We start from the raw sequence: 25,245 nt of genomic DNA on the forward strand, positions 1-25,245 counted from the left end.
TGAGTCTTATAAGCCCGGCACAAAAGACCGGGATAGACGTGAAACTACTGGATTAAGGGAAAATAATGCAGAATAGCGTGATGAAGACATGGTTTGAGTCTTCACATTTAGCTGGCGCTAATGCAACGTACGTAGAAGATCTCTACGAACTCTATCTCAGTGACCCGGAAATCGTTAGCGATGAATGGAGAGAAGTTTTTGATACGCTTCCAGTCGAAAATACTGGCGCATCAGAGCAAGCTCATTCCCCTGTACGAGATTATTTCCGTCGTCTTGCGAAAGAAACAAAGCAAGTTAGTGCTCAAGTTAATGATCCAGATGTAGATGCTAAACAAGTAAGAGTATTGCAGTTAATCAATGCATACCGTTTTCGTGGTCACCAAAATGCAAATTTAGACCCATTAGCACTGCAACAGCATGAATATGTTGCTGAATTAGAACCTTCTTTTCATAATTTAAATGACGAAGATTTTTCAGAAACATTTAACGTTGGTTCTTTTGCTTCAGGGCAAGAGACAATGAAACTGTCTGATTTGTATAACGCATTACGTGGCACTTATTGTGGCTCTGTCGGTGCGGAATACATGCATATTACTAATACAGAAGAAAAGCGTTGGATCCAACAGCGTTTAGAATCTGTAGCGGGTAATCCTGTTTTTACTGCACAAGAAAAATTAACGTTCCTTGAAGAGCTAACGGCTGCCGAAGGCTTAGAACGTTATTTAGGCGCTAAATTCCCAGGTGCGAAGCGATTCTCATTGGAAGGTGGCGATGCCATGGTTCCAATGGTAAAAGAAATTATCCGCCGTGCTGGTGAAAATGGTGGTCGCGAAGTTGTTATCGGAATGGCTCACCGTGGCCGATTGAACATGCTTATTAATGTTCTAGGGAAAAAACCGCAAGACCTCTTCGATGAATTTGCAGGTAAACATGGCGAATCATGGGGTACTGGTGATGTTAAATACCACCAAGGCTTCTCTTCAGATTTTGCTACCTCTGGTGGTAATGTTCACTTAGCCCTTGCGTTTAACCCGTCTCACCTTGAAATTGTTAACCCAGTTGTTATTGGTTCTGTTCGAGCTCGACAAGACCGTTTAAATGATTCTGCGGGTAATAAAGTTATTCCTATTACTATTCATGGTGATTCTGCAATTGCGGGTCAAGGTGTTGTAGCTGAAACATTCAATATGTCTCAGGCTCGTGCATTCCATGTAGGTGGTACGATTCGTATCGTTATTAATAACCAAGTTGGTTTTACGACATCGAATCCAAAAGATATGCGTTCAACGCAGTATTGTACTGATATTGCTAAAATGGTTCAGGCTCCGATTTTCCATGTGAATGCGGATGATCCTGAAGCCGTTGCTTTCGTTACTCGTATTGCTTTGGATTACAGAAATGAATTCAAACGTGATGTCGTGATTGATTTAGTTTGTTACCGCCGCCATGGTCATAACGAAGCTGATGAACCAAATGCAACGCAGCCATTGATGTATCAAAAAATCAAGAAGCACCCAACGCCTCGTAAGCTATATGCTGATACATTGATTGAGCGTCAAGATCTTGAATTGGAAACAGCAACTCAATTAATTAATGAGTATCGTGATGCACTTGATCATGGTGAAGTTGTAGTAAAAGAGTGGCGTCCTATGCAATTGCATAACGTTGACTGGACTCCATTTCTTGGCCATGACTGGAATATTGAATGGGACAACAAATTCGATAAAACTCGTTTAGTTGAGCTTGGTCAGCGTGTTTGTCAGTATCCAGAGAGTCATAAATTACACAGTCGTGTAAATAAGATGTGTAATGACCGTATTTCTATGGTCGCTGGTGAAAAAGCCATTGATTGGGGCATGGCTGAAACATTAGCTTATGCAACATTGGTTGACGAAGGTCAGCGAATCCGTATTACTGGACAAGATTCAGGCCGCGGTACTTTCTTCCACCGTCATGCTGTTCTTCATAATCAATCTGATGCAAGTACTTACGTACCATTAGCAAATATTCATGATAAACAAGGCCCATTTGAAGTGCATGATTCTGTACTATCAGAAGCGGCAGTACTTGCTTTTGAATATGGCTATGCAACAGCAGAACCAAGCGGCTTAACTATTTGGGAAGCACAATTTGGTGATTTTGCGAACTGTGCACAAGTAGTAATTGACCAGTTTATCTCGTCAGGAGAGCAAAAGTGGGGCCGTATGTGTGGTCTGACTATGTTGTTACCTCATGGTTATGAAGGTCAAGGCCCTGAGCATTCATCAGCAAGACTAGAACGATTTTTACAAATGTGTGCTGAACAAAACATGCAAGTGGTGGTTCCATCGACCCCTGCACAGGTTTACCACATGTTGCGTCGTCAAGTTGTACGCCCAATGCGTCGTCCACTGATTGTTATGTCGCCGAAATCGTTATTACGTCATCCACTGTGTACGTCATCACTAGAAGAATTAGCGGAAGGGAACTTCCAACCAGCAATTCCTGAAATTGATGACTTAGATCCTACACAAGTGAAACGTGTCGTATTTTGTTCTGGTAAAGTTTATTTTGATCTATTAGAGCAACGCCGCACTAATGAACAAAATGACATTGCAATTGTTCGTATTGAACAGCTCTACCCATTCCCGAAAGAAGACGTAGAAGCGGCAATTGCACAATACACGAATGTTGAAGATTACGTTTGGTGTCAAGAAGAGCCACAGAACCAAGGTGCTTGGTATTCAAGCCAACATAACTTCCGTTCGGCACTACCAAACAATGCAATCTTAAATTATGCAGGACGTCCGGCGTCTGCCTCTCCGGCAGTTGGCTATATGTCAGTGCACGTGAAACAACAAAAAGCGTTAGTTGAAGACGCTCTGACCCTAAATAAGAACTAGAAAGTATAGGAAAACGGATATGACAATCGAAATTCTGGTTCCAGATTTACCTGAATCTGTAGCAGACGCTACTGTAGCAACATGGCATAAAAAACCTGGTGATGCAGTTGAGCGTGACGAAATACTTGTAGACATTGAAACGGATAAAGTTGTTCTTGAAGTGCCAGCGCCTGAAGCTGGTGTATTAGAGGCTATTTTAGAAGAAGACGGTGCAACGGTTCTTTCTAAGCAATTACTTGCACGTCTTAAGCCGGGTGCAGTTGTTGGAGAACCAACGAAAGACGTAACAAGTGATACTCAACCTTCACCTGATAAGCGCCATACTGCTTCTTTATCTGAAGAGAGTAATGATGCGTTAAGCCCTGCAGTACGTCGTCTATTGGGTGAGCATGATATTGCTTCTTCTGATGTGAAAGGCACTGGTGTTGGTGGTCGTATTACTCGTGAAGATGTAGATGCCCACGTTGCAGCATTAAAAGCGGCACCAAAAGCAGAAAAAGCAGCGGAAGTGCCAGCAGAAGCGTTAGCACATCGCAGTCAAAAACGCGTGCCAATGACGCGTCTTCGTAAAACAGTAGCAAGACGTCTGTTAGAAGCGAAAAACAACACAGCAATGCTAACAACGTTTAATGAAGTCAACATGAAGCCAATCATGGAACTTCGTAAGCAATATCAAGAGCAGTTTGAAAAGCGTCACGGTACACGCTTAGGCTTCATGTCTTTCTATGTGAAAGCGGTAACTGAAGCACTTAAGCGTTACCCTGAAGTGAATGCATCAATTGATGGTGATGATATTGTTTATCATAACTATTTTGATATCAGCATGGCGGTATCTACACCGCGCGGTTTGGTAACTCCAGTACTAAAAGACTGTGATGCACTTGGCTTTGCTGATATAGAGAAAGGCATTAAAGAGCTTGCAATCAAAGGTCGTGACGGAAAGTTAGCGGTTGAAGATTTGATTGGTGGTAACTTTACTATCACAAATGGTGGTGTATTTGGTTCGCTTATGTCGACACCAATTATTAACCCACCACAAGCAGCAATTTTAGGTATGCATAAAATCCAAGACCGTCCAATGGCGGTTAACGGAAAGGTAGAAATACTGCCAATGATGTATCTTGCTTTATCTTATGACCACCGTTTAATCGATGGTCGTGAATCAGTAGGTTTCCTAGTAACGATTAAAGAGTTACTTGAAGATCCTGCTCGCTTACTACTAGACGTTTAATCGTAAACCTCTCGTAATAAACAAAGGCTACTATGCTCACGGTAGCCTCTTATTCAACTTCATTATTGGATAAAAATAGAAAGATGCCTTAGAGCGTCTTAGGACATTAAAAATTCCCATTAAAGGGAATAACTAAAATGGATAGAACATAATGAACCTACATGAATATCAAGCAAAGCAACTCTTTGCAGAATACGGCCTTCCTGTACCTGAAGGTTATGCTTGTGATACCGCTCAAGAGGCTTTTGAAGCTGCTGGACGTATTAGCACAGCGAAAAAAGTTGTAAAGTGTCAAGTCCATGCCGGTGGCCGTGGTAAAGCGGGCGGTGTTGAACTGCATGATACAAAAGAAGGCGTTAAAGAATTCGCACAAAAGTGGCTAGGTAAAAATCTAGTGACTTTCCAAACGGATGCTAACGGCCAACCAGTAACTAAAGTCTTGGTTGAAGAAGCATCAAACATTGCAAACGAATTATACTTAGGTGCGGTTGTTGACCGTGCGACTCAACGTATTGTATTCATGGCATCAACTGAAGGTGGTGTGGATATCGAGAAGATTGCTGAAGAAACGCCAGAGTTAATTCACCAAGCGGCGATTGACCCATTAGTTGGTCCTCAAGCTTTCCAAGGTCGTGAGTTAGCATTTAAGCTTGGCCTTGAAGGCGATCAAATTAAGCAATTTGTTAAGATCTTTTTGGGTCTTGGCAATATGTTTGCTGAGTACGACTTAGCTCTACTGGAAATTAACCCTCTTGTTGTGACAGCAGAAGGCAATCTTCTATGTCTAGATGGTAAAATTAACATTGATTCAAACGCAATGTACCGTCAACCAAAACTGCGTGAAATGCATGATCCATCTCAAGAAGATGAGCGCGAAGCACATGCTGCACAGTGGGAACTAAACTATGTTGCCCTAGATGGAAGCATTGGTTGTATGGTTAATGGTGCTGGTCTTGCTATGGGCACAATGGACATCGTAAATCTACACGGTGGTCAACCTGCTAACTTCCTTGATGTTGGCGGCGGTGCGACAAAAGAGCGTGTCACTGAAGCGTTCAAAATCATTCTATCAGACAGCAATGTTAAAGCCGTTCTAGTAAACATCTTTGGTGGTATTGTACGTTGTGACCTAATTGCAGATGGCATCATTGGTGCTGTTGAAGAAGTGGGTGTAAAAGTTCCTGTCGTTGTTCGCCTTGAAGGTAACAACGCACCACTTGGTTCACAAAAACTGGCTGAAAGTGGCCTAAATATCATTGCGGCTACTTCATTAACTGAAGCGGCTGAAAAAGTTGTTGCTGCTGCGGAGGGCAAATAATGTCTGTACTAATTAATAAAGATACAAAAGTTATCTGCCAAGGTTTCACTGGTGGCCAAGGAACATTCCACTCAGAGCAAGCAATTGATTACGGAACAAAAATGGTTGGTGGCGTATCACCAGGCAAAGGCGGTCAAGTTCATTTAGGCCTTCCTGTATTTAATACCGTTCGTGATGCAGTTGAAGCAACTGGCGCAACCGCTTCTGTTATTTATGTACCAGCACCTTTCTGTAAAGATGCAATTCTTGAAGCAATCGATGCAGGCATTAAGCTTATCGTAACGATTACAGAAGGCATTCCAACACTTGATCTTCTTGACGTTAAAGTTCGTCTAGATGCTGAAGGCGTAGTAATGATTGGCCCTAACTGCCCGGGTGTTATCACTCCTGATGAATGTAAGATTGGTATCATGCCAGGTCACATTCATAAGAAAGGTAAAGTTGGTATCGTATCTCGTTCAGGTACGCTGACTTATGAAGCCGTTAAGCAAACAACAGATGAAGGCTTTGGCCAATCAACGTGTGTTGGTATCGGTGGTGATCCAATTCCTGGTTCAAACTTTATCGATATCTTAAAACTGTTCCAAGAAGATCCAGAAACAGAAGCAATTGTAATGATTGGTGAGATCGGCGGAACAGCGGAAGAAGAAGCGGCTGAGTTTATTAAGCACAATGTAACAAAGCCTGTTGTCTCTTATATTGCAGGTGTTACCGCTCCTCCAGGTAAGCGTATGGGTCATGCTGGTGCGATTATCTCTGGTGGTAAAGGTACTGCTGAAGATAAGTTTGCAGCACTTGAAGCCGCAGGCGTTAAAACCGTTAAGAGCCTTGCTGATATCGGTAAAGGTTTACGAGAAGTGACTGGTTGGTAATGATTTAAACCAATACATGAATAAAGCAAAAGCCATTTATAGAAATATGAATGGCTTTTTTGTATTTGTAACGATTGGAAATATTTTCTTACATATAGGTAGACAGAAAAAAGTATAGGCAATAATCAATCCTTTGATAAGATTTGCCGCTTTTCTTTCTAAGGACATATCTAATAGAACTCAAAGAATGACTAGCACTATTATTAATGGTTATTTAATTTGAGAATACACATGCAACTTAATACTAAATCTAAGTATGTCATCATCTATTTAATTTTTTCTACAGCAATGTTTGGGTCTATTGTTATGGGCGCATACAATGTTAGATATACATTAGAAACAAATAACGTAACAAGGTTAGAAAACTTATTAACAAATGCTAAAAATACGATTTCAACCTTAGAGCAAAAAGTAGTTTCTGGCGAGTTAGATGAGATTAAAGCAAAAAAATTAGCTAGTGAGTTAATGCAAAGCTATGCATATTCAGATAATGAGTATATCTGGATGACGGATGAAAACTTGGTTTTCTTAGCTGCCCCCTTAGACCCGCAAATTATTGGTAAGTCGTTTGAAAGTATAGTTAGTCCTGAAGCAAAGAGTCATATTCTAAGTAACCTTACTGTTGCTGGACAGGTGATTACTTATTCTTGGTTTACTACTCGAGAAAGAATTACAACAGAAGTTAAATCTATAGCAGTAAAAACTAAATATTGGAATTGGTATTTAGGCAGCGGTGTTCAAGAGAAAAAAGTAAATGATACCTTCCGTTCATTTCTTATTGAAGGCTTAACTATTGGCTTTATTGTTAACCTATTTATTGGTTTTGTTATGTTTTTTGCCGTACAAAAATACAATAAAACGCTAGGCAATGAACCTGATATTATTTTAAATGTGGTTGATCGTATTTCTCGTGGCGATTTAACTCATATTAATGATACAAGCTTTAATCATGTTGGTATCTATGGGCGAATTCTTGACATGGCAAGAAATATTAAAGAATTAGTGACAGATATTAATCAATTAACTCTTGAGCTAAGTGAGTCATCACACCACCTATCGTCATCTGCTCATACAATGAATATAAGTATGAAAGCTCAAACTGATCAACTTGGACAAGCGGCAGTTGCAACAGATCAAGTGGTTGTTAGTATTGATGAAGTAACAAAAAGTGCGATTCAAGCAACGAATTCAGCTTTGGAAGTAAACAGTACGTCTGCGCATTGTATTGACACCATTGGTCACATGAATTGTGATATGCAAACCTTAGCGCTTAATATTAAAGATGTTGCGAAGGTTATTGGTAATTTACAAATCAAAACAGAAAATATAGGTAGTATTTTAGATGTGATCCGTAGCATTGCTGATCAAACAAATTTATTAGCTTTAAATGCAGCGATTGAAGCGGCAAGAGCCGGTGAAAGTGGTAGAGGCTTTGCCGTTGTTGCAGATGAAGTTCGATTATTAGCGAGTAGAACTCAAGATAGTACGACTCAAATATCTAATATGATTATAGAGCTGCAAGATGAAGCAATAAAGTCAGTTACCTTGATGCAAAGTAATTCGGATGATGCTCATCAAATTGCAGAGCAGACGATTGCCACTCAAAATACAGTGAGTTCTATTTTTGAATCTGTTGCTATTATACAAACAATGAACAGTCAAATCTCCGCGTCGACAGAAGAGCAATTAGTCGCTACATCTAGTGTTAACCAACTCATTACAGAGATTAATATTTTTGCGAATGAGAACGCGTCAGATGTTGATGCAACGGAAAGACAGTCAGAGAGACTAGGTTTGATGGCCGATAACTTAACTGCGATAGTGAATCGATTTAAGCTTTAAGTTAACGATAGATAAAGCAATACTACGATATGCAGTATTGCTTTACTTTATCACTCTAATTATGTGCTTTCTTTAGCTGACTTAGCATAAAGATAGCAGCACCAGAAACCACCACAGAAGGTCCCGCTGGAGTATCGTAGTGCCATGACAGAGCTAAACCTGCAATAACAGCAATACAACCAAAAATAGAAGCCAGTAAAACCATTTGCTCTGGAGAACGAGAAAAACGCCTCGCAGTGGCTGCAGGAATGATCAGTAATGAAGTAATGATCAACGCCCCAACAAATTTCATCGAAATAGCAATAACCAACCCAACCATTAGCATTAAGACTAAACGCATTAAATCTACATTTACTCCCTCAACTTGAGCCAACTCTTCACTAATCGTTGATGAAAGTAGTGGTCGCCATACGATGTATATCAAGCCTAAAACAATGATAACGCCAGTATAGATATAAATTAAGTCGTCATAAGTAACGGCAAGTAAATCACCAAATAAATAAGACATTAAATCGACTCGGACATTATCTAAAAAGCTGACAGCAACCAAGCCTAGCGATAGCGAACTGTGAGCTAAAATTCCGAGCAAAGTATCTGTTGCGACTAAACGCTGTTTTTGTAGGGTTACTAGCAGTAATGCTATTGCCACACAACACACAATTAAAGCTAAATTTAAGTTAATATCGAACAGAAATCCAAGAGATAACCCTAACAAAGAAGCGTGAGCCAGAGTGTCACCAAAATACGCCATTTTTCGCCATACAACGAAAGAACCGAGAGGCCCTGCAAGTAATGCAATGCCTAATCCAGCTAAAAGAGCCGGAAGTAAAAACTCAATCATGATGATGCCTTTTTATTTTTATTGCAGCACGAACCGCCACTCGGTTCACCAGATAAGTCATGGTCATGGCGATGGTCATGATGATAAAACGCTAATTGTTGGTCTCGTTGCTGACCAAATAATGCAATATATTTTGGGTGTTGAGAAATGGATGCAGGGGCACCAGAACAACAAATGTGATGCTGTAGACAAATCACTTCATCCGTTTTTGCCATTACAAGATGCAGATCATGAGAAACCATAAATACAGCACAATTGAAACGATGGCGAATAGATTCAATTAACGTATATAAACTGATTTGACCTTGAATATCGACACCTTGAGCAGGTTCATCAAGAACGAGTAAATCAGGGCGTTGCAATAGAGCTCTAGCAAGAAGCACTCGTTGTGATTCACCACCAGATAATTTATGCATATTTGAATTCAGCAAATGCTCAGCTTCAACTAATTTCAAAGCATCAAGATGTTCCTGCTGACTGTATTTTCCAGCTAATTTTAAAAAACCTTGTACCGTTAACGGAAGAGAGTCATTTAAATGTAACTTTTGCGGTACGTAGCCAATTCGTAATTTTCTTTCTCTTTTAATTTGACCGCTGGTTGGTTTTTGTAATCCGAGGATTGCTTTCACTAATGTGGATTTACCTGCACCATTAGGGCCAATCAGAGTAATAATCTTATTTGGTTCAATCGATAATGAAATATTATCGAGAACATGGCGGCCATCGAAGACCACACAGACATCTTGTAAAGTGAGTAAAGGAGTCATTTTTAAATAAGAGTCGTTTGCAATTAGTAAGTGTTATAATGTAACATTTTAGAAATCCAATCGCCATCACATTTTTTAAGAGAAGCAAATGAATAAAAAAACTCAATTTATCGTCTTATGTTTATGTTCCCTTTTTGGGATTCAAGCCCAAGCAATGACGGTCTTATCTTCAGTGAAACCAATTCATTTAATCGTACAAGAGCTTACGGATGGTGTCTCTGATTCGACCTATTTAGTCCCACAAAGTGCGTCGCCTCATGATTATGCATTACGTCCTTCTGATATTAAGAAAGTAAAAAAAGCAGATATGATCATCTGGTATGGAAATGACTTAGAACCTTTTTTAAGTAAAATATTAGAAGACCAAAAAAATGTCATCACCATAAGTCAGTTTAGTTCGGTCGATTTTTATCATTTTGATGAGCATGGGCATGATGATCATGCAGAAGAGGCGGGGCATCACCATAATACAGACCCGCATTTTTGGTTAGGTCCAAAGGAAGCATTAGGCGTCGCAAAAGAGATAACCGTACAGCTGATTAAAAAGGATCCATTGAATAAAGAGCAATATCAGTCTAATCTTGCCGTGTTTGAAAATAAGTTAACACAGGCAGTGAAGACGATTTCAGACCAATTAAAGCCTGTGCAAGATAAGGGATATTTTGTATTCCATGATGCATATGGCTATTTTGAACGTTATTTTGAAATGAATAACTTGGGGCACTTTACGGTGAGTCCGGATAGAAAACCGGGTGCAAAAACTTTGATTAATATAAAAAAATCACTTTTAAATCAGCAAGCGGTATGTGTTTTTTCTGAGCCTCAATTTGAGCCAGCAATTGTGACAACAATTACAAGAGGCACAGGGGTACATAAAGGTGAATTAGACCCTTTAGCTATACAGCAGAATGATGAAGAGGGTGCTTATTTTATATTTTTATCAACCATCAGTAATGAGTTATCACGTTGTCTAAGTCAATAAAATATAAAGAAATTATCGCAGCTAAAGTAGGTACATTATCCAAAAGACATAAATTTATGTTGTTGTCTTTATTTCTATTTACGTGTGGTATTTTCATTTGGAATCCAACACATAGTTTGCATACGTCATCTTCTGCTCAAAACAGGAATGAAGTTTCTCTATCGAGTGAAAATCTTCAAACATTAGCCGATCAAAATAGTGAACCTGTTGGGACTATTTTTGAACCTAATGATCCTGAATTTAATGCACCAAAGGATGAATTAGATCAGCAGTTAGATGCTAAGGATATTCTTCATTCACACACTGTTGCTTCTGGTGAGACATTAGGTGCTATTTTTAATCAATATGCACTGCCGATGTCAGACATGTATTCATTGCTTGATGTGAATAAATCGGCTGCGAATATGCGGGTGGGTGTTGGTCTTGAGTGGCAACAAGATGAAGATGGAAAATTAACAGAGCTTAAAATTCATCGAAATATTAAAAATACAGATGTGTATTCTTGGGTTGATGATAAATATAAATTCAGCCAGTTAGAGGAAAAAGGTGAAATTAAACCTGTTTTCCTTTCAGGAAGAGTATCGAGTAATTTTTATAATTCAGCGCGTTCTTCAGGATTAACGCCGGGTCAAATCCAGACATTGGCAAAGCAACTACAATGGAAGTTTGATTTTGGTAAAGAAGCGCGTAAAGGTGATAAATTTGCAGTAGAAATTGATAAAGAATTTATTGATGGCAAATCAGTATCATCTGGTGAAGTTAAAGCGGTTCTTTATGAAAATGGTAATAGAGACATTACTTTAATTAAGCATACTGATGATCATTATTATGATGTTCAAGGTCGTAGTTTAAACCGTGCTTTAGAGCGTTTTCCTACGCACCAACGTTTCAGAATTAGTTCTCCATTTGATCCTTATCGAAAGCACCCAATAACAGGGCGTATTTCACCACATAATGGAACTGATTTTGCAGCACCAGTTGGCACTTCTGTTTATGCAACAGGTGATGGTGTGGTTGTTCGAGCATTACATCATCCTCTTGCTGGTAATTATGTAATTATCAAGCATGGGCGAGAATATATGACTCGTTACTTACATTTGAGTAAGATTTTGGTTAAAAAAGGCCAAAAAGTGTCGATGGGAGATAAGATTGCTTTAAGCGGAAATACGGGTCGTTCAACAGGGCCTCATTTACATTACGAATTGATCAAAAATGGTCGAGCCGTTAATTCAATGAAGGTTCCTTTACCTCAAGCATCGCCAGTAAAAGAGTCGGAGCTAGCTCATTTTAAGCAACAAGCTAAATTAACAATTGAGGCGTTAAGAGATCAAATTTAAACTTGATTATTAACGTCTGCCTAAGCCCTTTTTATTGTAGATAATAAAAAGGGCTTTTTTCTTTTATTTCATCTCTTATTATATTTTTTGTTCGTTGCTATATAGACTGAGTTTTTCTATCATGTTGATACTTTTTCTCTTTTTATACTAAGGCGAGTAGATGTTTCATTTTAGAATACTTATTTTAAGTATCTTCCTTTCATTTTCTACTTACACTTATTCCTTATCCGATAATACTATTTTTTACCCAATGCCTATTCATGCTGATGGACAGTATATTACAGCACAGCAGCTATTTTTACGTAATGATGGTGCTCTTTGGATGTACGATATTTATGGACAAGTGCACCTATTTGATGGCTCTAATATATTTACTATTGGAAATAAATCAGACAAAGAACTACCAAAGAAAATTTCATTTCTTGATGATAAATTCTGGTTCATTAGGGACGGACAGATTAAATCGTGGTCTAACGTAGACGGTTTTAACATCGAATATATATTACCCAAAGAAACAGACCTTATTAATATAAATCAAAGTTCAGGGATGTTTTGGGGAAGTAATACTGAACAATTTTTTATTTATGAACCAAAAAATCATTCTTTTTATACTGCTAATATAAATGAAGCAAATACCAGTGCAATTCATGATGAGATAGAAATCACTAGTGCTATTTATGTTGATAACCGTTGGATTGTATCTACTTCTGAAGGGCTTTTTGAATTTGATATAACGACAGAAAGCTTTACGCCATTATATCTTGGTCAATATATTGATGCGATTTTTTATTCTAATGAAACAGATCAAATAATTTTAGGGACGCATGACAGTATTTGGCTAGCTAAGCTAAATGGCAATCAATTAGAGGTACATCATAAAATAGCAAATGTTCTGACCTTATTGTCTTTTGCTGAAACAGAACATTCTTTCTGGTTGGGGACGGAACATGGCTTGTATCAATGGGGTTTAGAAGAACAAAAATTAGAGTATTTTGAATCAGTTGTAAGAGATGATTATTCACTTGAAGGAAATAAGATTTATGCCTTATTAGCAGACAATAATGATGGTATATGGGTTTCAACTGATAATGGCGTGAGTTACTACTCTGACGGAAATCGTTTATTTTCACGTATCAAATATAAAGAGGCAAATGGTAGTTTAGATATACATGAAATATCAGCGGTGTTACAGACGTCTGGTGGAAATTCATGGATAGGAACGTCTTCTGGTTTATTTCAATTAAATAGCGTTGATTTAACCTCAGATCTGGTTGAGGTTATGCCTTATAACGTTAACGATCTTGCTAGTGATCAGCGCTTTGTATGGGTAGCAACAACATCTGGAATTTATAAAGTAGAGAATGAGACGAACAAGGTCAATAAGATCGCTGGACTCGAATCAGTAGCAAAAGAAAGCATTGAACATATATTAATGGACCGTTCTGGAACATTATGGTTTTCAAGCCATAAAGGGCTATATAAATATGATTCCGGTACAGATACATTAAGTTATTTAGGTTTTTCTTGGGCGTTAGAACAGAAATATTCAACAAAAATAACGCACATTTATGAACATGAAAATGGACAAATATCGATTGGGACTAATATGGGATTATATCGATATGAAAATGGCGCTTTAACCTTTGATTATGCATACATAAGATCGGGCAGTATTCTTGATATAGTTGATACCGAATATGGAGACTCTTGGATTGTAAGTAATTACGGCTTACAGATAAGTGACTCAAAAGGCAGTAGGAAAGACGTTGTTTTACCTGCTGAATATACAACACCTCATTGTGTTATATCTACAAGTCATGGGGTATGGTTATCATCAAGTAAAGGGCTATCTTTATATACACATCAAGGCCGATTAACAAAGCACTTTGGCAGTCAAAGGGGGCTAATTAATAATGAATTACTAACTGATTTATGCTCTATTTCTGATGATGGGACCATGATGTTTGTAAGTAAGGACGGATTGTTTTTTACGAATGAGCAAGAATTAATAGAATATCAAATTACCAAACCATATGCGGTTATTGGCCAAATCACAGTAGATCACAAGACGGTTGGTTCTGGTTCAGAAAAAAGACTAAAAGAGCCAGTTCCTTACGGCGCAAACATTTCATTTTTGTTTGGCATTCTCCCTGAATTTCAAAATAAATCATTATCTTATCAATTGGTCGGTTTAAATGATGAATCATGGCGATTCTTTAATGGCCGTTCATTAACATTTGATTCTTTGCAACCTGGTAGGTACATATTACGTATCAAACCTCGTAATAATGGTCAAAGAAGCAGTAATGTCACGGAGTTTTTATTTTATGTTGAAGTTCCTTGGTTTTTTTCTCCATGGTTTGTTTTGATATTGTGTAGCTTTGCTATTTTGATCATTCTTGCGGTGTATTCTTGGCGTTCAAAAGAAATTAAAAAAAGTAATGAAAAGCTTAAGAAGAGTGTCGAAATTAAAACACAGCAATTAAGAAATCAAGGTAAGGTTTTAGTCTCGAGTAATCGTCAATTACAAAAGTTACTGACAGTAAGGCAGCATGTGATATCTGAAATGGCAGAACAAGCACAACAGCCGATAAGAGATATTCAGCATAATTTACAAAAGAAAGGATCATTAACTAATCTATCATTAGCAAATCAATGTGAATATAGCCTGACTCTATTAAAGCAATTAACTCATATTGAACCGCTTGTAATGCACCAAAAAAACAATCGAATTAATCAGGTATTATCTACTTTATTAAGGGCCGCTGTGAAAGGGTGGGAAGCTGAATACCATTTCAAAGGTGTCAATATTAATTTAGAAGATGATTCTAAAAATTGTTCTATTTTTGTTCAGCCTTTACTTATTGATGCCATTTTTAATAATGTACTTTTGGATTTATTAAAAAGAAGTAAATTTGGCGAGCAAGTAGTTATAAAAACTCATAGTGACGAAGCGAGAGTAACTATCTGTTTTATTAGTGATGGTGAAAGTATTATAGAGAGTGATCTTGATAATCTAAACAGAGTCGATTTAACCCAAACGGTTGAGGTCATTCACCATGCTTTGGGACTTTCTTCTGTTAAGCAACTAACAATACAAAATGGAGGGCATTTCGATATAAAAAGAAATACGTTAAATAATAATGAGCTTGTATTGTCATGGCCGATAGCTATGGACAGTCAGAATGATAAAGTTCCATTGGCTAAATTTGGCGATCATATAAATGATGACGCCTATTTACATCAACGTTGGTTAATTGGTGTTTATAAAATAGTGGAAGATAACTATCACGATCCAGCCTTTGGTACGAGTGCTGCGGCAAAAGCATTATTTATTTCAGAAAGAAACTTTCAAAGAAAATTTAAGCAATTAACACAGCGTTCATTCATGGAATATTTAATTGAAGTTAAATTAGAAAAAGCGTGTGAATTATTGATTTCAGGCCATAAAGTAGCAGATGTTGCTTTTGAATCTGGTTTTAATGACCCATCTTATTTTAGTAAGCGATTTAAGCGTCACTATGGGTTGTCACCAACTCAATTTGTAAGTGAAAATGAAGATAAAGAAAGTGATGAATTGTAGTTACTAAGAAGAGAGTAAAAAAAGAAAAAAGATCGTGACGTAGCCGGGGGGACTACGCCACGGGTGTCAATGACACCTTCGCTTGCTGCCGAGGTAAGAAGATTACTCTTATTACCTCTATTAGAATAAAAGATTAAGAGGTCTCCCTCTCGATGAAATAACTATACCGTTACCATTCTTATTTCACATATCAAAATAACGACAAAGTATTAGTACAAAAGCGACATTCTTCAATTTTAAAATTAAGCTGTTGATATTAATCGTATTTTTGTTTCGTGTCGCTTTTGTTGCACTCCCTTCTTATTTTGACGTCAAATTTGACGTTTCATTAATTGACGTGATTGACGTTGGTTTGGAATGAGTCTCACAGAAAGTTTTTTCATTAAAATCTCTTATATCGCAAGAGTTTTGTCAATTTACTGACAAAAATTGATTTAGCGCAAGATAAAAGTAACAGTTAGTTATAAAATGAAACGAAATAATAATGATTCTCACTATCGTGGAGCTTTTAATGAACTTAGCGCAATTAGAAAGCGGCCAAAAAGCCGTTGTAACAGATATGTCTCTATTACCAACAGATACAAGAAAAAAGTTGATGGTAATGGGAATGCTTCCTCATACTGAAATATCTATATTGCGTAAAGCTCCAATGGGTGACCCATTACAAATTAGTGTAAGAGGGACTTCTCTTGCTATTCGTAAAAATCTAGCTGAACAAATTACAGTTAAGGAGTTATAGATGCAGTATCACGTATTAACTGTAGGTAATCCAAACAGTGGTAAAACAACTTTATTCAATGGGCTTACTGGCGCGAAACAACAAGTCGGTAACTGGGCTGGTGTAACCGTTGAGAAAAAAACAGGCCGTTATACTTGTTCGGGTGATGAGTTCTTATTAACCGATTTACCCGGTATCTATGCACTAGACAGTGGTAATGATGTAAATAGTCTTGATGAAACGATCGCGTCTCGTGCAGTATTAACACACGATGCTGATGTGATAATTAATGTTGTTGATGCATCGTGTTTAGAACGCAGTTTATACATGACATTGCAATTACGTGAGTTGGGTCGACCAATGATCGTAGTTTTAAATAAAATGGATGTATTAAAACGCCAACGACAAGTTCTCGATATTAAAGGATTAGAGAAAAAGCTAGGTTGTCCTGTACTCGCGCTTTCGGCTAATAACAATGGTCAAGTCCATAAGTTTAAAGAGAAGCTACATAAGTCTATTGCTCAAGGCATAAAAATGGTTCCGCTTGAGTTGACGTATGGTGAGAAAGTAGAGGCGGCAATAAAAGAAGCGTCATCATTATTTACAAGTGATTATGCATCAAGTCGTTCATTGGCAATTCGTGCATTAGAAAATGACGCATTAGTCCTAAATACATTGGAAGCAGATAAACGTAATTTAATTGCAAATATCGCAAATGTATTAACGACGCAAGTAGAAGCCGATTTTCATATTGCGGATTGTCGATACACATTTTTACATCAATTATGTCAGCAATTACGTCGCCAAGAAGGCGGTTTAAGCCACAGTGTTAGTGAGAAAATTGACCGTGTAATTTTGAATAAATGGATCGGTATTCCTTTCTTTTTCTTTGTCATGTACCTGATGTTTATGTTCTCTATTAACATTGGTAGTGCATTCATTGATTTCTTTGATATTGGTGTTGGTGCATTACTGGTTGATGGCAGCCATTATTTATTAGATGGTCATTTGCCGGTTTGGTTAGTCACACTTATCGCTGATGGTGTTGGTGGTGGTATTCAAACCGTAGCGACATTTATTCCAGTGATCGGTTGTTTATATTTATTCTTATCTTTACTTGAAAGCTCTGGCTATATGGCTCGTGCCGCTTTTGTGCTTGATAAAGTGATGCAGAAGATTGGTTTACCAGGTAAAGCGTTTGTTCCTTTGGTTCTAGGCTTTGGTTGTAACGTTCCTGCTATCATGGCAACTCGTACGCTAGAGCAAGAGCGTGAACGTAAACTAGCGGCTTCAATGGCGCCATTTATGTCATGTGGTGCACGTCTTCCTGTGTATGCTTTATTTGCTGCGGCTTTCTTCCCTGAAAATGGTCAGAACGTAGTCTTTGGTTTGTACTTCCTTGGTATTTTAGCTGCGGTATTTACAGGTTTATTGCTAAAACACACTATTTACCCGGGTCGTAGTGATACGTTTATCATGGAAATTCCAGATTATGAATTTCCAACAATGCGTAACATCATGATCAAAACCTGGCAAAAGCTGAAGCGCTTTGTTCTTGGTGCAGGTAAAACGATTGTTGTTGTTGTAACTATTTTAAGCTTTTTTAACTCATTGGGTATGGATGGTTCATTTGGTAATGAAGACAGTGAAAACTCTGTGTTATCAAAAGCGGCTCAAATCGTGACTCCAGTATTAGCACCAATTGGTATCCAAGAAGATAACTGGCCAGCAACGGTAGGTATTATTACCGGTATTTTTGCAAAAGAAGCCGTTGTCGGTACATTAAACAGCTTATATTCAGATCCTGCTGATGAAGGTGCTGAGTTTGATTTAATGGCAAGCCTTGAAGAAGCAGTGATGTCTATTCCTGATAACCTATCAGGCTTAAGCTACTCAGATCCACTAGGTGTAGAAGTTGGTGATTTAACAAACACGAGTGCGGTTGCTGAAGACCAGGGTGTGGCTGATTCAATCTTTGGTAATCTACAAGCTCACTTTGTAACAAGTGCAAGCGCAATGGCTTACTTAATATTTATCTTGCTATATACACCGTGTGTTGCTGCTATGGGAGCCTATATGCGTGAGTTTGGTCGTCAGTACTCTTACTTTATTGCTGGCTGGACGATGTTATTAGCTTACGTATCGTCAACGTTGTACTACCAAATTGCAAACTTCTCTAATGCTCCAATGACAAGCAGCATGTGGATTGCGATTTCATTAATTGTAATGGCCGTTACTTACCTTGCATTAAAACGTAAGAGTAGAGAAGTAGAACAACAAGAGGTTGCTTTAGTATGATCTTAACAGAGCTTAAACAGTACATTGATGAAGAAGGTCGAGTTGAACGTATTACTTTAGCTAAGAAGTTCAGTATGAGTGAAGATGGTGTCGATGCAATGCTTGAGCTCTGGGTGAAGAAAGGGAAGTTAACTCGTGAATTGATAGGGTGTGATAAAACTCAGTGCTGCCAAGAAGCAGAGCGTGTTTGGTATCGTCCGGTGTATAAAGATGAGTTAATGACCACTTACATACGATAGTCGCTTAACTTAGATTACAGTGATAAATAAAAGCGAGAGCCAATTGGTTCTCGTTTTTTTATGGGCGAAAGGGGGCTAGGGACGAGGATTTAGGGACTAGTCCCTATCTTATAAGCACAAAAAAAGACACGCAATTTGCATCGCGTGTCTTTCTATTTTCGTTAACTAAACTCTATGACTAGAGCATTAAATTAGTTAATTACTTTTTCAGCTTTCTCTGCTTCTTCAGCTTGAGATGCTTGGATAGCCGTTAGAGCTACTGTGTAAACGATATCGTCTACTAGAGCGCCACGAGACAAGTCATTTACAGGCTTGCGCATACCTTGAAGCATTGGACCGATAGATACTAGGTCAGCAGAACGTTGAACGGCTTTGTATGTTGTGTTACCAGTGTTTAGGTCTGGGAATACAAATACAGTCGCTTTACCCGCAACAGGAGAGTTAGGTGCTTTAGAAGCAGCTACGTTTTCCATGATTGCAGCATCGTACTGAAGAGGACCATCGATCATTAGATCAGGACGTTTTGCTTGAGCAAGTTTTGTTGCTTCACGTACTTTATCAACGTCTGCGCCTTTACCAGATTCACCAGTAGAGTAAGAGATCATTGCAACGCGAGGGTCGATACCAAATGCCGCTGCAGAGTCAGCAGATTGGATAGCGATTTCAGCAAGTTGCTCAGCTGTTGGATCAGGGTTGATCGCACAGTCACCGTATACAAGAACTTGATCAGGCAGAAGCATGAAGAAGATTGAAGATACGATAGAAGCATCAGGAGCTGTTTTGATGATTTGGAATGGAGGAACAATCGTGTTTGCTGTGGTATGAACCGCACCAGAAACAAGACCATCAACTTCACCCGCTTCAAGCATCATAGTACCAAGGAATACAGAATCTTGTAGTTTCTCACGAGCCACAACTTCAGTCATGCCTTTCGCGCCACGTAGCTCAACTAAACGAGCAACGTAGTTTTCACGTACAGATTCAGAATCGATGATCTCAACGCCAGCACCAAGTTCAACACCTTGTTGCGCTGCAACACGGCGGATTTCTTCAGGGTTACCAAGAAGAACACAAGTCGCGATACCACGCTCAGCACAGATAGCCGCAGCTTTAACTGTACGAGGCTCATCACCTTCAGGAAGAACGATACGTTTAGCCGCTTTACGAGCAAATTCAGTTAACTGGTAACGGAATGCTGGTGGGCTTAGACGACGGATGCCTTCAGTACCTTCAGATAAAGAATCAATCCAAGGGCCATCAATGTGGCTAGCAACGTGTTCGTTAACAAACTCAATACGCTCTTTATCATCTGCAGGAACTTCAAGGCTGAAGCTTTGTAGATTTAGAGAAGTCTGCCAAGTGTTACCTTGAGCTGTGAAGATTGGAAGACCAGCATCTAGTGCAGGCTTACAAAGTTCAGCGATTGATTGAGGGATCTCGTAACCACCAGTTAGTAAGATTGCACCGATTTCAACGCCGTTCATTGCAGCAAGACATGCAGCAACGATAACGTCAGGACGGTCAGCAGAAGTTACTAATAAAGAACCTGGTTTGAAATGCTCAATCATGTGCGGTAAAGAACGTGCACAGAAAGTGATGCTCTTAATACGACGAGTCGAGATTTCACCTTCGTTGATGATTTCAGCATTAAGGTGCTTAGCCATATCGATAGCACGCGTAGCGATTAGATCGATTTTCCAAGGCACGCAACCAAGAACACGAATAGGGCTAGAGTTGAAGATTTGCATTACTTCAAGATTAGTCTTAGTCGTAGCATCTGCATCATCAAAGATTTCAGATAGGTCAGGGCGAGTACGGCCCGCTTCATCAACAGGTGCGTTTAGCTTGTTGATGATAACGCCAGCGATTTGTTTGTTCTTAGTGCCGCCGAAGTTAGAACATGCTACTTCGATACGCTCTTTAAGTTGAGAAGGATTATCTGTACCAGGAGTAGCTACAAACACAATCTCAGCGCCCAGAGTTTTTGCAATTTCACCATTTAATTGGTTAGCAAATGGGTGCTTACGAGTAGGAACAAGACCTTCGATAAGCGTCACATCAGTGTCTTCACTGATAGACTTATAACGAGCAACGATTTCTTCTAAAAGAACATCAGTTTGATCGTTACGTAGAAGTTCTTCTGCACGAGAAACTGTAGTAGGTTCTGCTGCTTTAATATCGCTACTGCTAGTCACAATTGAAGTAGTTAGATCAGGTTGATCACCACCGTGACGAGGTTGAGAGATAGGTTTGTAAAAAGAAACGCTTACGCCTTTACGTTCCATAGAACGTAAAACACCCAAACTTGCGCTAGTTAGACCAACACCAGCACTGATTGGAACAAGCATAATAGTACGAGACATGGAAGATTCCTCTACACTATTGGGGCAAGAGACTTTAAATTTTTAAAGTCACAGAAAGAAAAAAGGCTAACCTAATGGCTAGCCTCTTAGGAGATATTATAGACCAGTAAGTTTCGCTGTGTCTTCTGCGATAACTAGCTCTTCGTTGGTAGAGATAACCATTGCAGGGATGCGGCTGTTTGCTGTAGTGATAGTACCTTCACCACCGAAACGCGCTTTAAGGTTAGCTTCGCCATCAACTTCGATACCGAAGATGCCTAGACGGTTAAGAACCATTTCACGGATTGGAGCAGAGTTTTCACCGATGCCGCCAGTGAAAGTGATTGCGTCTAGACGACCTTCTAGCGTTGCTGTGTAACCTGCAACGTATTTAGCTAGACGGTGACAGAATACATCCATTGCACGAGTTGCTTCTTCTTTCTCACCGTAGTTGTCTTCAACGAAACGACAGTCAGAAGTCACTTGAGTAAGACCTTGTAGGCCAGACTCTTTAGTTAGCATGTTGTTGATTGCTTCAACAGAGTAACCTAGTGCGTCATGTAGGTGGAAAATGATAGCAGGATCGATATCGCCACAACGTGTACCCATTACTAGGCCTTCAAGAGGAGTAAGACCCATAGAAGTATCTACAGATTGACCGTTCTTGATTGCACATACAGATGCGCCGTTACCTAGGTGACAGTTGATGATGTTAACTTCTTCAACAGGCTTGTTTAATAGACCAGCTACTTCACGAGTGATGAATAGGTGAGAAGTACCGTGCATACCGTAACGACGAATACCGTGATCTGTGTATAGGTTGTATGGTAGAGCGTATAGGTAAGACTCTTCAGGCATTGTTTGGTGGAATGCAGTATCAAACACAGCAACGTTTTTAAGTTCAGGGAAGTTGTGTTTAGCCGCTTCGATACCAGTGATGTGAGCTGGGTTATGAAGAGGTGCAAAAGTTGCAGCGTCTTGAATACCTTTAAGCACTTCGTCAGTAATAAGAGCTGATGAAGTGAATTGCTCACCACCGTGTACGATACGGTGACCGATTGCGCCTAGGTTAGCTTTAAGCTCTGGCTTAGAAGCAAGAATAGAATCAACCATAAACGATAGAGCTTCTTCGTGAGCTGCACCTTCACCTAGTTGAGCTTCGTGCTTGCCATCAAGTTTCCACTTGATACGAGCTTCAGGAAGACCAAGACACTCAGCAAGACCAGTTAAGTGCTCTGCACCAGATTCTGCGTCGATAACCGCAAACTTAAGAGAAGAACTACCGCAGTTTAAAACTAAAACCAGCTTAGACATGTATAAATACCTATTTATTCATCAGTAATTAAAGTTATATCGTAATGACATAACATGACAAATGTAGTCGTTTAATTGATAAAAACCACATTTGTACAAAAAAATTGGCTATCCTTAGAAAGAGCATTACAGCAGTCCTTGCCGATTTATCCTTTTTTAGCTTATAGTAGAACTACAGCAAAAAATAAATCAGCGCATAGGATAACGATTGTGCGCTAAGATAACAAAAATATTTTAAGATAATATTAATTCTAATCAAGTTTATTCTGTGTTTTTTTGAATATTTAAACTTTTGTTTAGAAATTAAGGGGGCAATATGAGTGAAAGCGGTTTTCTATTCCGATTTCGAGATGGCCAAGCCTACATGGACACGTGGCCAGAGCGAAAAGAGTTAGCTCCAATGTTCCCAGAGCAACGAGTGATTAAAGCCACTAAGTTTGCAGTTAAGGTTATGCCAGCAGTTGCTGTGATTAGTGTTCTGACACAAATGGCGTTTAATAACACCGCTGGTTTACCTCAAGCGATTATCATTGCATTGTTTGCGTTAAGCATGCCACTGCAGGGATTTTGGTGGTTAGGCAATCGAGCGAATACGATATTGCCACCAGCACTTGCAAACTGGTATCGAGAGCTTTATCAGAAAATTATTGAAACAGGGGCTGCATTAGAGCCAATGAAGAGTCAACCTCGCTATAAAGAGCTGGCTAACATTTTAAATAAAGCGTTTAAACAGTTGGATAAATCCGCGTTAGAACGTTGGTTTTAATAGTTTGTAACACAAATTTGTCATAATAAAAAAGGAGCTAAAATTAGCTCCTTTTTTGATCTTTATTTTTCAATATTCTGAATAAACAAGTATCAGAATATTGAAATAGGAATTACATACGCTCTAGCGTTTCAATACCTAATAAATCTAGACCTTGCTTGATTGTCTTAGCGGTTAATGCAGCTAGTTTCAGGCGGCTTTGCTTAACAGTTTCGTCTTCATTGTTAAGAATAGGGCACGCTTCGTAGAAGCTAGAGAATTGACCTGCAAGTTCAAATAGGTAAGCACACATTAAGTGAGGTTGGCCTTCACTTGCTACTGCTTGAACGGCTTCTTCAAATTGCATTAACTTAGAAACAAGTGCTTTTTCTTTCTCATCAGTAATCTTAATTTCGCCAGTTAACTCATCCATAGACAAGCCAGCTTTACTGAAGATAGAAGCAACACGAGTATAAGCATATTGCATATAAGGCGCTGTGTTGCCCTCAAATGCAAGCATGTTGTCCCAATCGAAGATGTAATCGGTCGTACGGTGCTTAGAAAGATCAGAGTACTTAACCGCAGCCATTGCAACAGTCGTCGCAATCTTCGCTTTTTCTTCAGCAGAGAGATCTTTATTTTTCTCTTCGATTAGCGTAGTTGCACGTTGTTCTGCTTCATCAAGAAGATCAGCAAGACGAACCGTACCACCGGCACGAGTTTTAAATGGACGACCATCTTTACCTAGCATCATACCAAACGCGTGGTGCTCTAAAGATACGCTTTCAGGAACATAGCCCGCTTTACGAACAATAGTCCACGCTTGCATTAGATGCTGGTGTTGACGTGAATCGATGAAGTAAAGAACACGATCAGCATTCAGTTCTTCGAAACGGTATTTAGCACAAGCGATGTCAGTGGTGGTGTATAAGAAGCCACCATCACGTTTTTGAACGATAACACCCATTGGGTCGCCATCTTTGTTCTTATATTCGTCAAGGTAAACCACTTGAGCACCATCACTCTCAACCGCTAGACCTTGTTTTTGAAGATCAGCAACGATTGGTGCAAGCATGCTGTTATACATACTTTCGCCCATCACGTTATCACGAGTAAGTGATACATTTAGACGATCATAGTTGCGTTGGTTTTGAATCATAGTTACGTCAACAAGCTTCTTCCACATTTCTGCACAGAACTCATCGCCGCCTTGAAGTTTAACTACATAACCACGTGCAGTTACGGCAAACTCTTCATCTTCATCGTATAATTTTTTAGATTCACGGTAGAAACCTTCAAGATCAGACAGTTCCATAGAAACTTCGCCTTTCTCTTTTTGTACACGTTCAAGGTTTGCGATAAGCATACCAAACTGAGTACCCCAGTCACCGATGTGGTTAGCACGAGTCACGTTGTGGCCTAAAAACTCAAGAGTACGAACAACAGCATCACCAATGATGGTTGAACGTAAGTGACCCACGTGCATTTCTTTTGCTACGTTTGGTGCAGAGTAGTCAGCAACAATGTTTTGTTGTTTTTCTTTAGCAACACCTAAGCGTTTGTCAGCTAATGCCGTTTCAGCTTGTTTTGCTAGAAATTCTTCAGATAAGAAAATGTTAATAAAGCCAGGGCCTGCAATTTCAGTTTTGCTAGCGATGCCATCAAGATCTAAAACATCCAGTACTTTCTGAGCAAATTCTCGAGGGTTTGTACCTAGTCGCTTAGCTACGCCCATTACGCCGTTAGCTTGGTAGTCACCAAATTGAGCTTTTGCAGATTGACGAACTGCGGCAGGGCTGCCCGCTGGCGCGCCGGCTGCTTCTAAGGCTTGAGAAACTTTGTCGTTAATAAGTGATTGAATATTCAAAGAGTTATCCTTCATATCGCTGTTAAACAGGAATGCTGTTGCATGGAAAGCAAAATAGTCGCTAATA

Annotated in this window: 17 protein-coding genes; 12 read left to right on the forward strand and 5 right to left on the reverse strand. The window is 39.2% G+C overall.

Features of this window, described 5'->3' with window-relative positions; translation table 11 throughout:
• The first annotated feature begins 65 nt into the window (after nucleotides 1–65).
• The 5 genes from sucA to A6E06_RS02320 all read left to right on the forward strand — a co-directional run bounded on the left by sucA (nucleotide 66) and on the right by A6E06_RS02320 (nucleotide 8,145).
• Entirely contained in the window at nucleotides 66–2,882 is a 2,817-nt protein-coding gene (gene sucA / locus A6E06_RS02300; protein ID WP_065591444.1) for a 2-oxoglutarate dehydrogenase E1 component, read from the forward strand.
• A 19-nt stretch (nucleotides 2,883–2,901) separates the two neighbouring features.
• Nucleotides 2,902–4,113: a 2-oxoglutarate dehydrogenase complex dihydrolipoyllysine-residue succinyltransferase gene (odhB, locus tag A6E06_RS02305; protein ID WP_065591445.1), complete on the forward strand. Its 1,212-nt coding sequence runs from the start codon at nucleotides 2,902–2,904 to the stop codon at nucleotides 4,111–4,113.
• A gap of 151 nt (nucleotides 4,114–4,264) precedes the next feature.
• The gene (gene sucC / locus A6E06_RS02310) at nucleotides 4,265–5,431 is read left to right on the forward strand and encodes an ADP-forming succinate--CoA ligase subunit beta (RefSeq protein WP_065591446.1); all 1,167 of its coding nucleotides are present in this window, start codon (nucleotides 4,265–4,267) and stop codon (nucleotides 5,429–5,431) included.
• Nucleotides 5,431–6,303: a succinate--CoA ligase subunit alpha gene (gene sucD, locus A6E06_RS02315; protein WP_065591447.1), complete on the forward strand. Its 873-nt coding sequence runs from the start codon at nucleotides 5,431–5,433 to the stop codon at nucleotides 6,301–6,303. Before sucC ends, sucD begins: the two co-directional genes overlap by 1 nt.
• 231 nt (nucleotides 6,304–6,534) lie before the next feature.
• Complete coding sequence (locus A6E06_RS02320) at nucleotides 6,535–8,145, forward strand: methyl-accepting chemotaxis protein (protein WP_065591448.1); 1,611 nt, start codon at nucleotides 6,535–6,537, stop codon at nucleotides 8,143–8,145.
• Nucleotides 8,146–8,200: 55 nt separating this feature from the next.
• On the opposite strand, the gene znuB is transcribed toward A6E06_RS02320, so the two are convergent.
• Entirely contained in the window at nucleotides 8,201–8,986 is a 786-nt protein-coding gene (znuB, locus tag A6E06_RS02325; RefSeq protein ID WP_065591449.1) for a zinc ABC transporter permease subunit ZnuB, read from the reverse strand.
• Nucleotides 8,983–9,753, reverse strand: a complete 771-nt coding sequence (znuC, locus tag A6E06_RS02330; protein ID WP_065591450.1) for a zinc ABC transporter ATP-binding protein ZnuC — start codon at nucleotides 9,751–9,753, stop codon at nucleotides 8,983–8,985. Before znuC ends, znuB begins: the two co-directional genes overlap by 4 nt.
• Nucleotides 9,754–9,841: 88 nt before the next feature.
• Here znuC and znuA point away from each other — a divergent pair, with 88 nt between their 5' ends.
• The 6 genes from znuA to A6E06_RS02360 all read left to right on the forward strand — a co-directional run bounded on the left by znuA (nucleotide 9,842) and on the right by A6E06_RS02360 (nucleotide 18,910).
• On the forward strand, nucleotides 9,842–10,735 hold the full coding sequence (znuA, locus tag A6E06_RS02335; RefSeq protein WP_065591451.1) for a zinc ABC transporter substrate-binding protein ZnuA: 894 nt from the start codon (nucleotides 9,842–9,844) through the stop codon (nucleotides 10,733–10,735).
• Nucleotides 10,732–12,072 (forward strand): murein DD-endopeptidase MepM, encoded by a 1,341-nt coding sequence (gene mepM, locus A6E06_RS02340; protein ID WP_065591813.1) that lies wholly within the window; start codon nucleotides 10,732–10,734, stop codon nucleotides 12,070–12,072. The genes znuA and mepM overlap by 4 nt, the downstream gene beginning before the upstream one ends.
• 160 nt (nucleotides 12,073–12,232) lie before the next feature.
• Nucleotides 12,233–15,655, forward strand: coding sequence for a helix-turn-helix domain-containing protein (locus tag A6E06_RS02345; RefSeq protein WP_065591452.1), 3,423 nt, complete (start codon nucleotides 12,233–12,235; stop codon nucleotides 15,653–15,655).
• A gap of 511 nt (nucleotides 15,656–16,166) precedes the next feature.
• On the forward strand, nucleotides 16,167–16,394 hold the full coding sequence (locus A6E06_RS02350; RefSeq protein ID WP_065591453.1) for a FeoA family protein: 228 nt from the start codon (nucleotides 16,167–16,169) through the stop codon (nucleotides 16,392–16,394).
• A complete protein-coding gene (gene feoB, locus A6E06_RS02355; protein ID WP_065591454.1) occupies nucleotides 16,395–18,671 on the forward strand; it encodes a Fe(2+) transporter permease subunit FeoB in 2,277 nt (758 codons plus the stop codon).
• Nucleotides 18,668–18,910: a FeoC-like transcriptional regulator gene (locus A6E06_RS02360; RefSeq protein WP_061001856.1), complete on the forward strand. Its 243-nt coding sequence runs from the start codon at nucleotides 18,668–18,670 to the stop codon at nucleotides 18,908–18,910. Before feoB ends, A6E06_RS02360 begins: the two co-directional genes overlap by 4 nt.
• A gap of 191 nt (nucleotides 18,911–19,101) precedes the next feature.
• Here the strand turns inward: A6E06_RS02360 and pta are convergent, their stop codons facing one another.
• A complete protein-coding gene (pta, locus tag A6E06_RS02365; RefSeq protein WP_065591455.1) occupies nucleotides 19,102–21,273 on the reverse strand; it encodes a phosphate acetyltransferase in 2,172 nt (723 codons plus the stop codon).
• Nucleotides 21,274–21,369: 96 nt separating this feature from the next.
• Entirely contained in the window at nucleotides 21,370–22,566 is a 1,197-nt protein-coding gene (locus A6E06_RS02370; protein WP_065591456.1) for an acetate kinase, read from the reverse strand.
• A 316-nt stretch (nucleotides 22,567–22,882) separates the two neighbouring features.
• On the opposite strand from A6E06_RS02370, the gene yfbV reads away from it, so the two are divergent.
• A complete protein-coding gene (gene yfbV, locus A6E06_RS02375; RefSeq protein ID WP_065591457.1) occupies nucleotides 22,883–23,332 on the forward strand; it encodes a terminus macrodomain insulation protein YfbV in 450 nt (149 codons plus the stop codon).
• 112 nt (nucleotides 23,333–23,444) lie between these two features.
• On the opposite strand, the gene argS is transcribed toward yfbV, so the two are convergent.
• A complete protein-coding gene (gene argS / locus A6E06_RS02380) occupies nucleotides 23,445–25,178 on the reverse strand; it encodes an arginine--tRNA ligase (protein ID WP_065591458.1) in 1,734 nt (577 codons plus the stop codon).
• Nucleotides 25,179–25,245 lie beyond the last annotated feature (67 nt).

This window comes from Aliivibrio sp. 1S175 (assembly GCF_001690985.1).
Taxonomy (GTDB): Bacteria; Pseudomonadota; Gammaproteobacteria; order Enterobacterales; family Vibrionaceae; genus Aliivibrio.

Bases quoted from the DNA above. Each gene is read 5' to 3' on its own strand.
- sucA (WP_065591444.1), top strand. From the start codon at position 66: ATGCAGAATAGCGTGATGAAGACATGGTTTGAGTCTTCACATTTAGCT.
- odhB (WP_065591445.1), top strand. From the start codon at position 2,902: ATGACAATCGAAATTCTGGTTCCAGATTTACCTGAATCTGTAGCAGAC.
- sucC (WP_065591446.1), top strand. From the start codon at position 4,265: ATGAACCTACATGAATATCAAGCAAAGCAACTCTTTGCAGAATACGGC.
- sucD (WP_065591447.1), top strand. From the start codon at position 5,431: ATGTCTGTACTAATTAATAAAGATACAAAAGTTATCTGCCAAGGTTTC.
- A6E06_RS02320 (WP_065591448.1), top strand. From the start codon at position 6,535: ATGCAACTTAATACTAAATCTAAGTATGTCATCATCTATTTAATTTTT.
- znuB (WP_065591449.1), bottom strand. From the start codon at position 8,986: ATGATTGAGTTTTTACTTCCGGCTCTTTTAGCTGGATTAGGCATTGCA.
- znuC (WP_065591450.1), bottom strand. From the start codon at position 9,753: ATGACTCCTTTACTCACTTTACAAGATGTCTGTGTGGTCTTCGATGGC.
- znuA (WP_065591451.1), top strand. From the start codon at position 9,842: ATGAATAAAAAAACTCAATTTATCGTCTTATGTTTATGTTCCCTTTTT.
- A6E06_RS02345 (WP_065591452.1), top strand. From the start codon at position 12,233: ATGTTTCATTTTAGAATACTTATTTTAAGTATCTTCCTTTCATTTTCT.
- A6E06_RS02350 (WP_065591453.1), top strand. From the start codon at position 16,167: ATGAACTTAGCGCAATTAGAAAGCGGCCAAAAAGCCGTTGTAACAGAT.
- feoB (WP_065591454.1), top strand. From the start codon at position 16,395: ATGCAGTATCACGTATTAACTGTAGGTAATCCAAACAGTGGTAAAACA.
- A6E06_RS02360 (WP_061001856.1), top strand. From the start codon at position 18,668: ATGATCTTAACAGAGCTTAAACAGTACATTGATGAAGAAGGTCGAGTT.
- pta (WP_065591455.1), bottom strand. From the start codon at position 21,273: ATGTCTCGTACTATTATGCTTGTTCCAATCAGTGCTGGTGTTGGTCTA.
- A6E06_RS02370 (WP_065591456.1), bottom strand. From the start codon at position 22,566: ATGTCTAAGCTGGTTTTAGTTTTAAACTGCGGTAGTTCTTCTCTTAAG.
- yfbV (WP_065591457.1), top strand. From the start codon at position 22,883: ATGAGTGAAAGCGGTTTTCTATTCCGATTTCGAGATGGCCAAGCCTAC.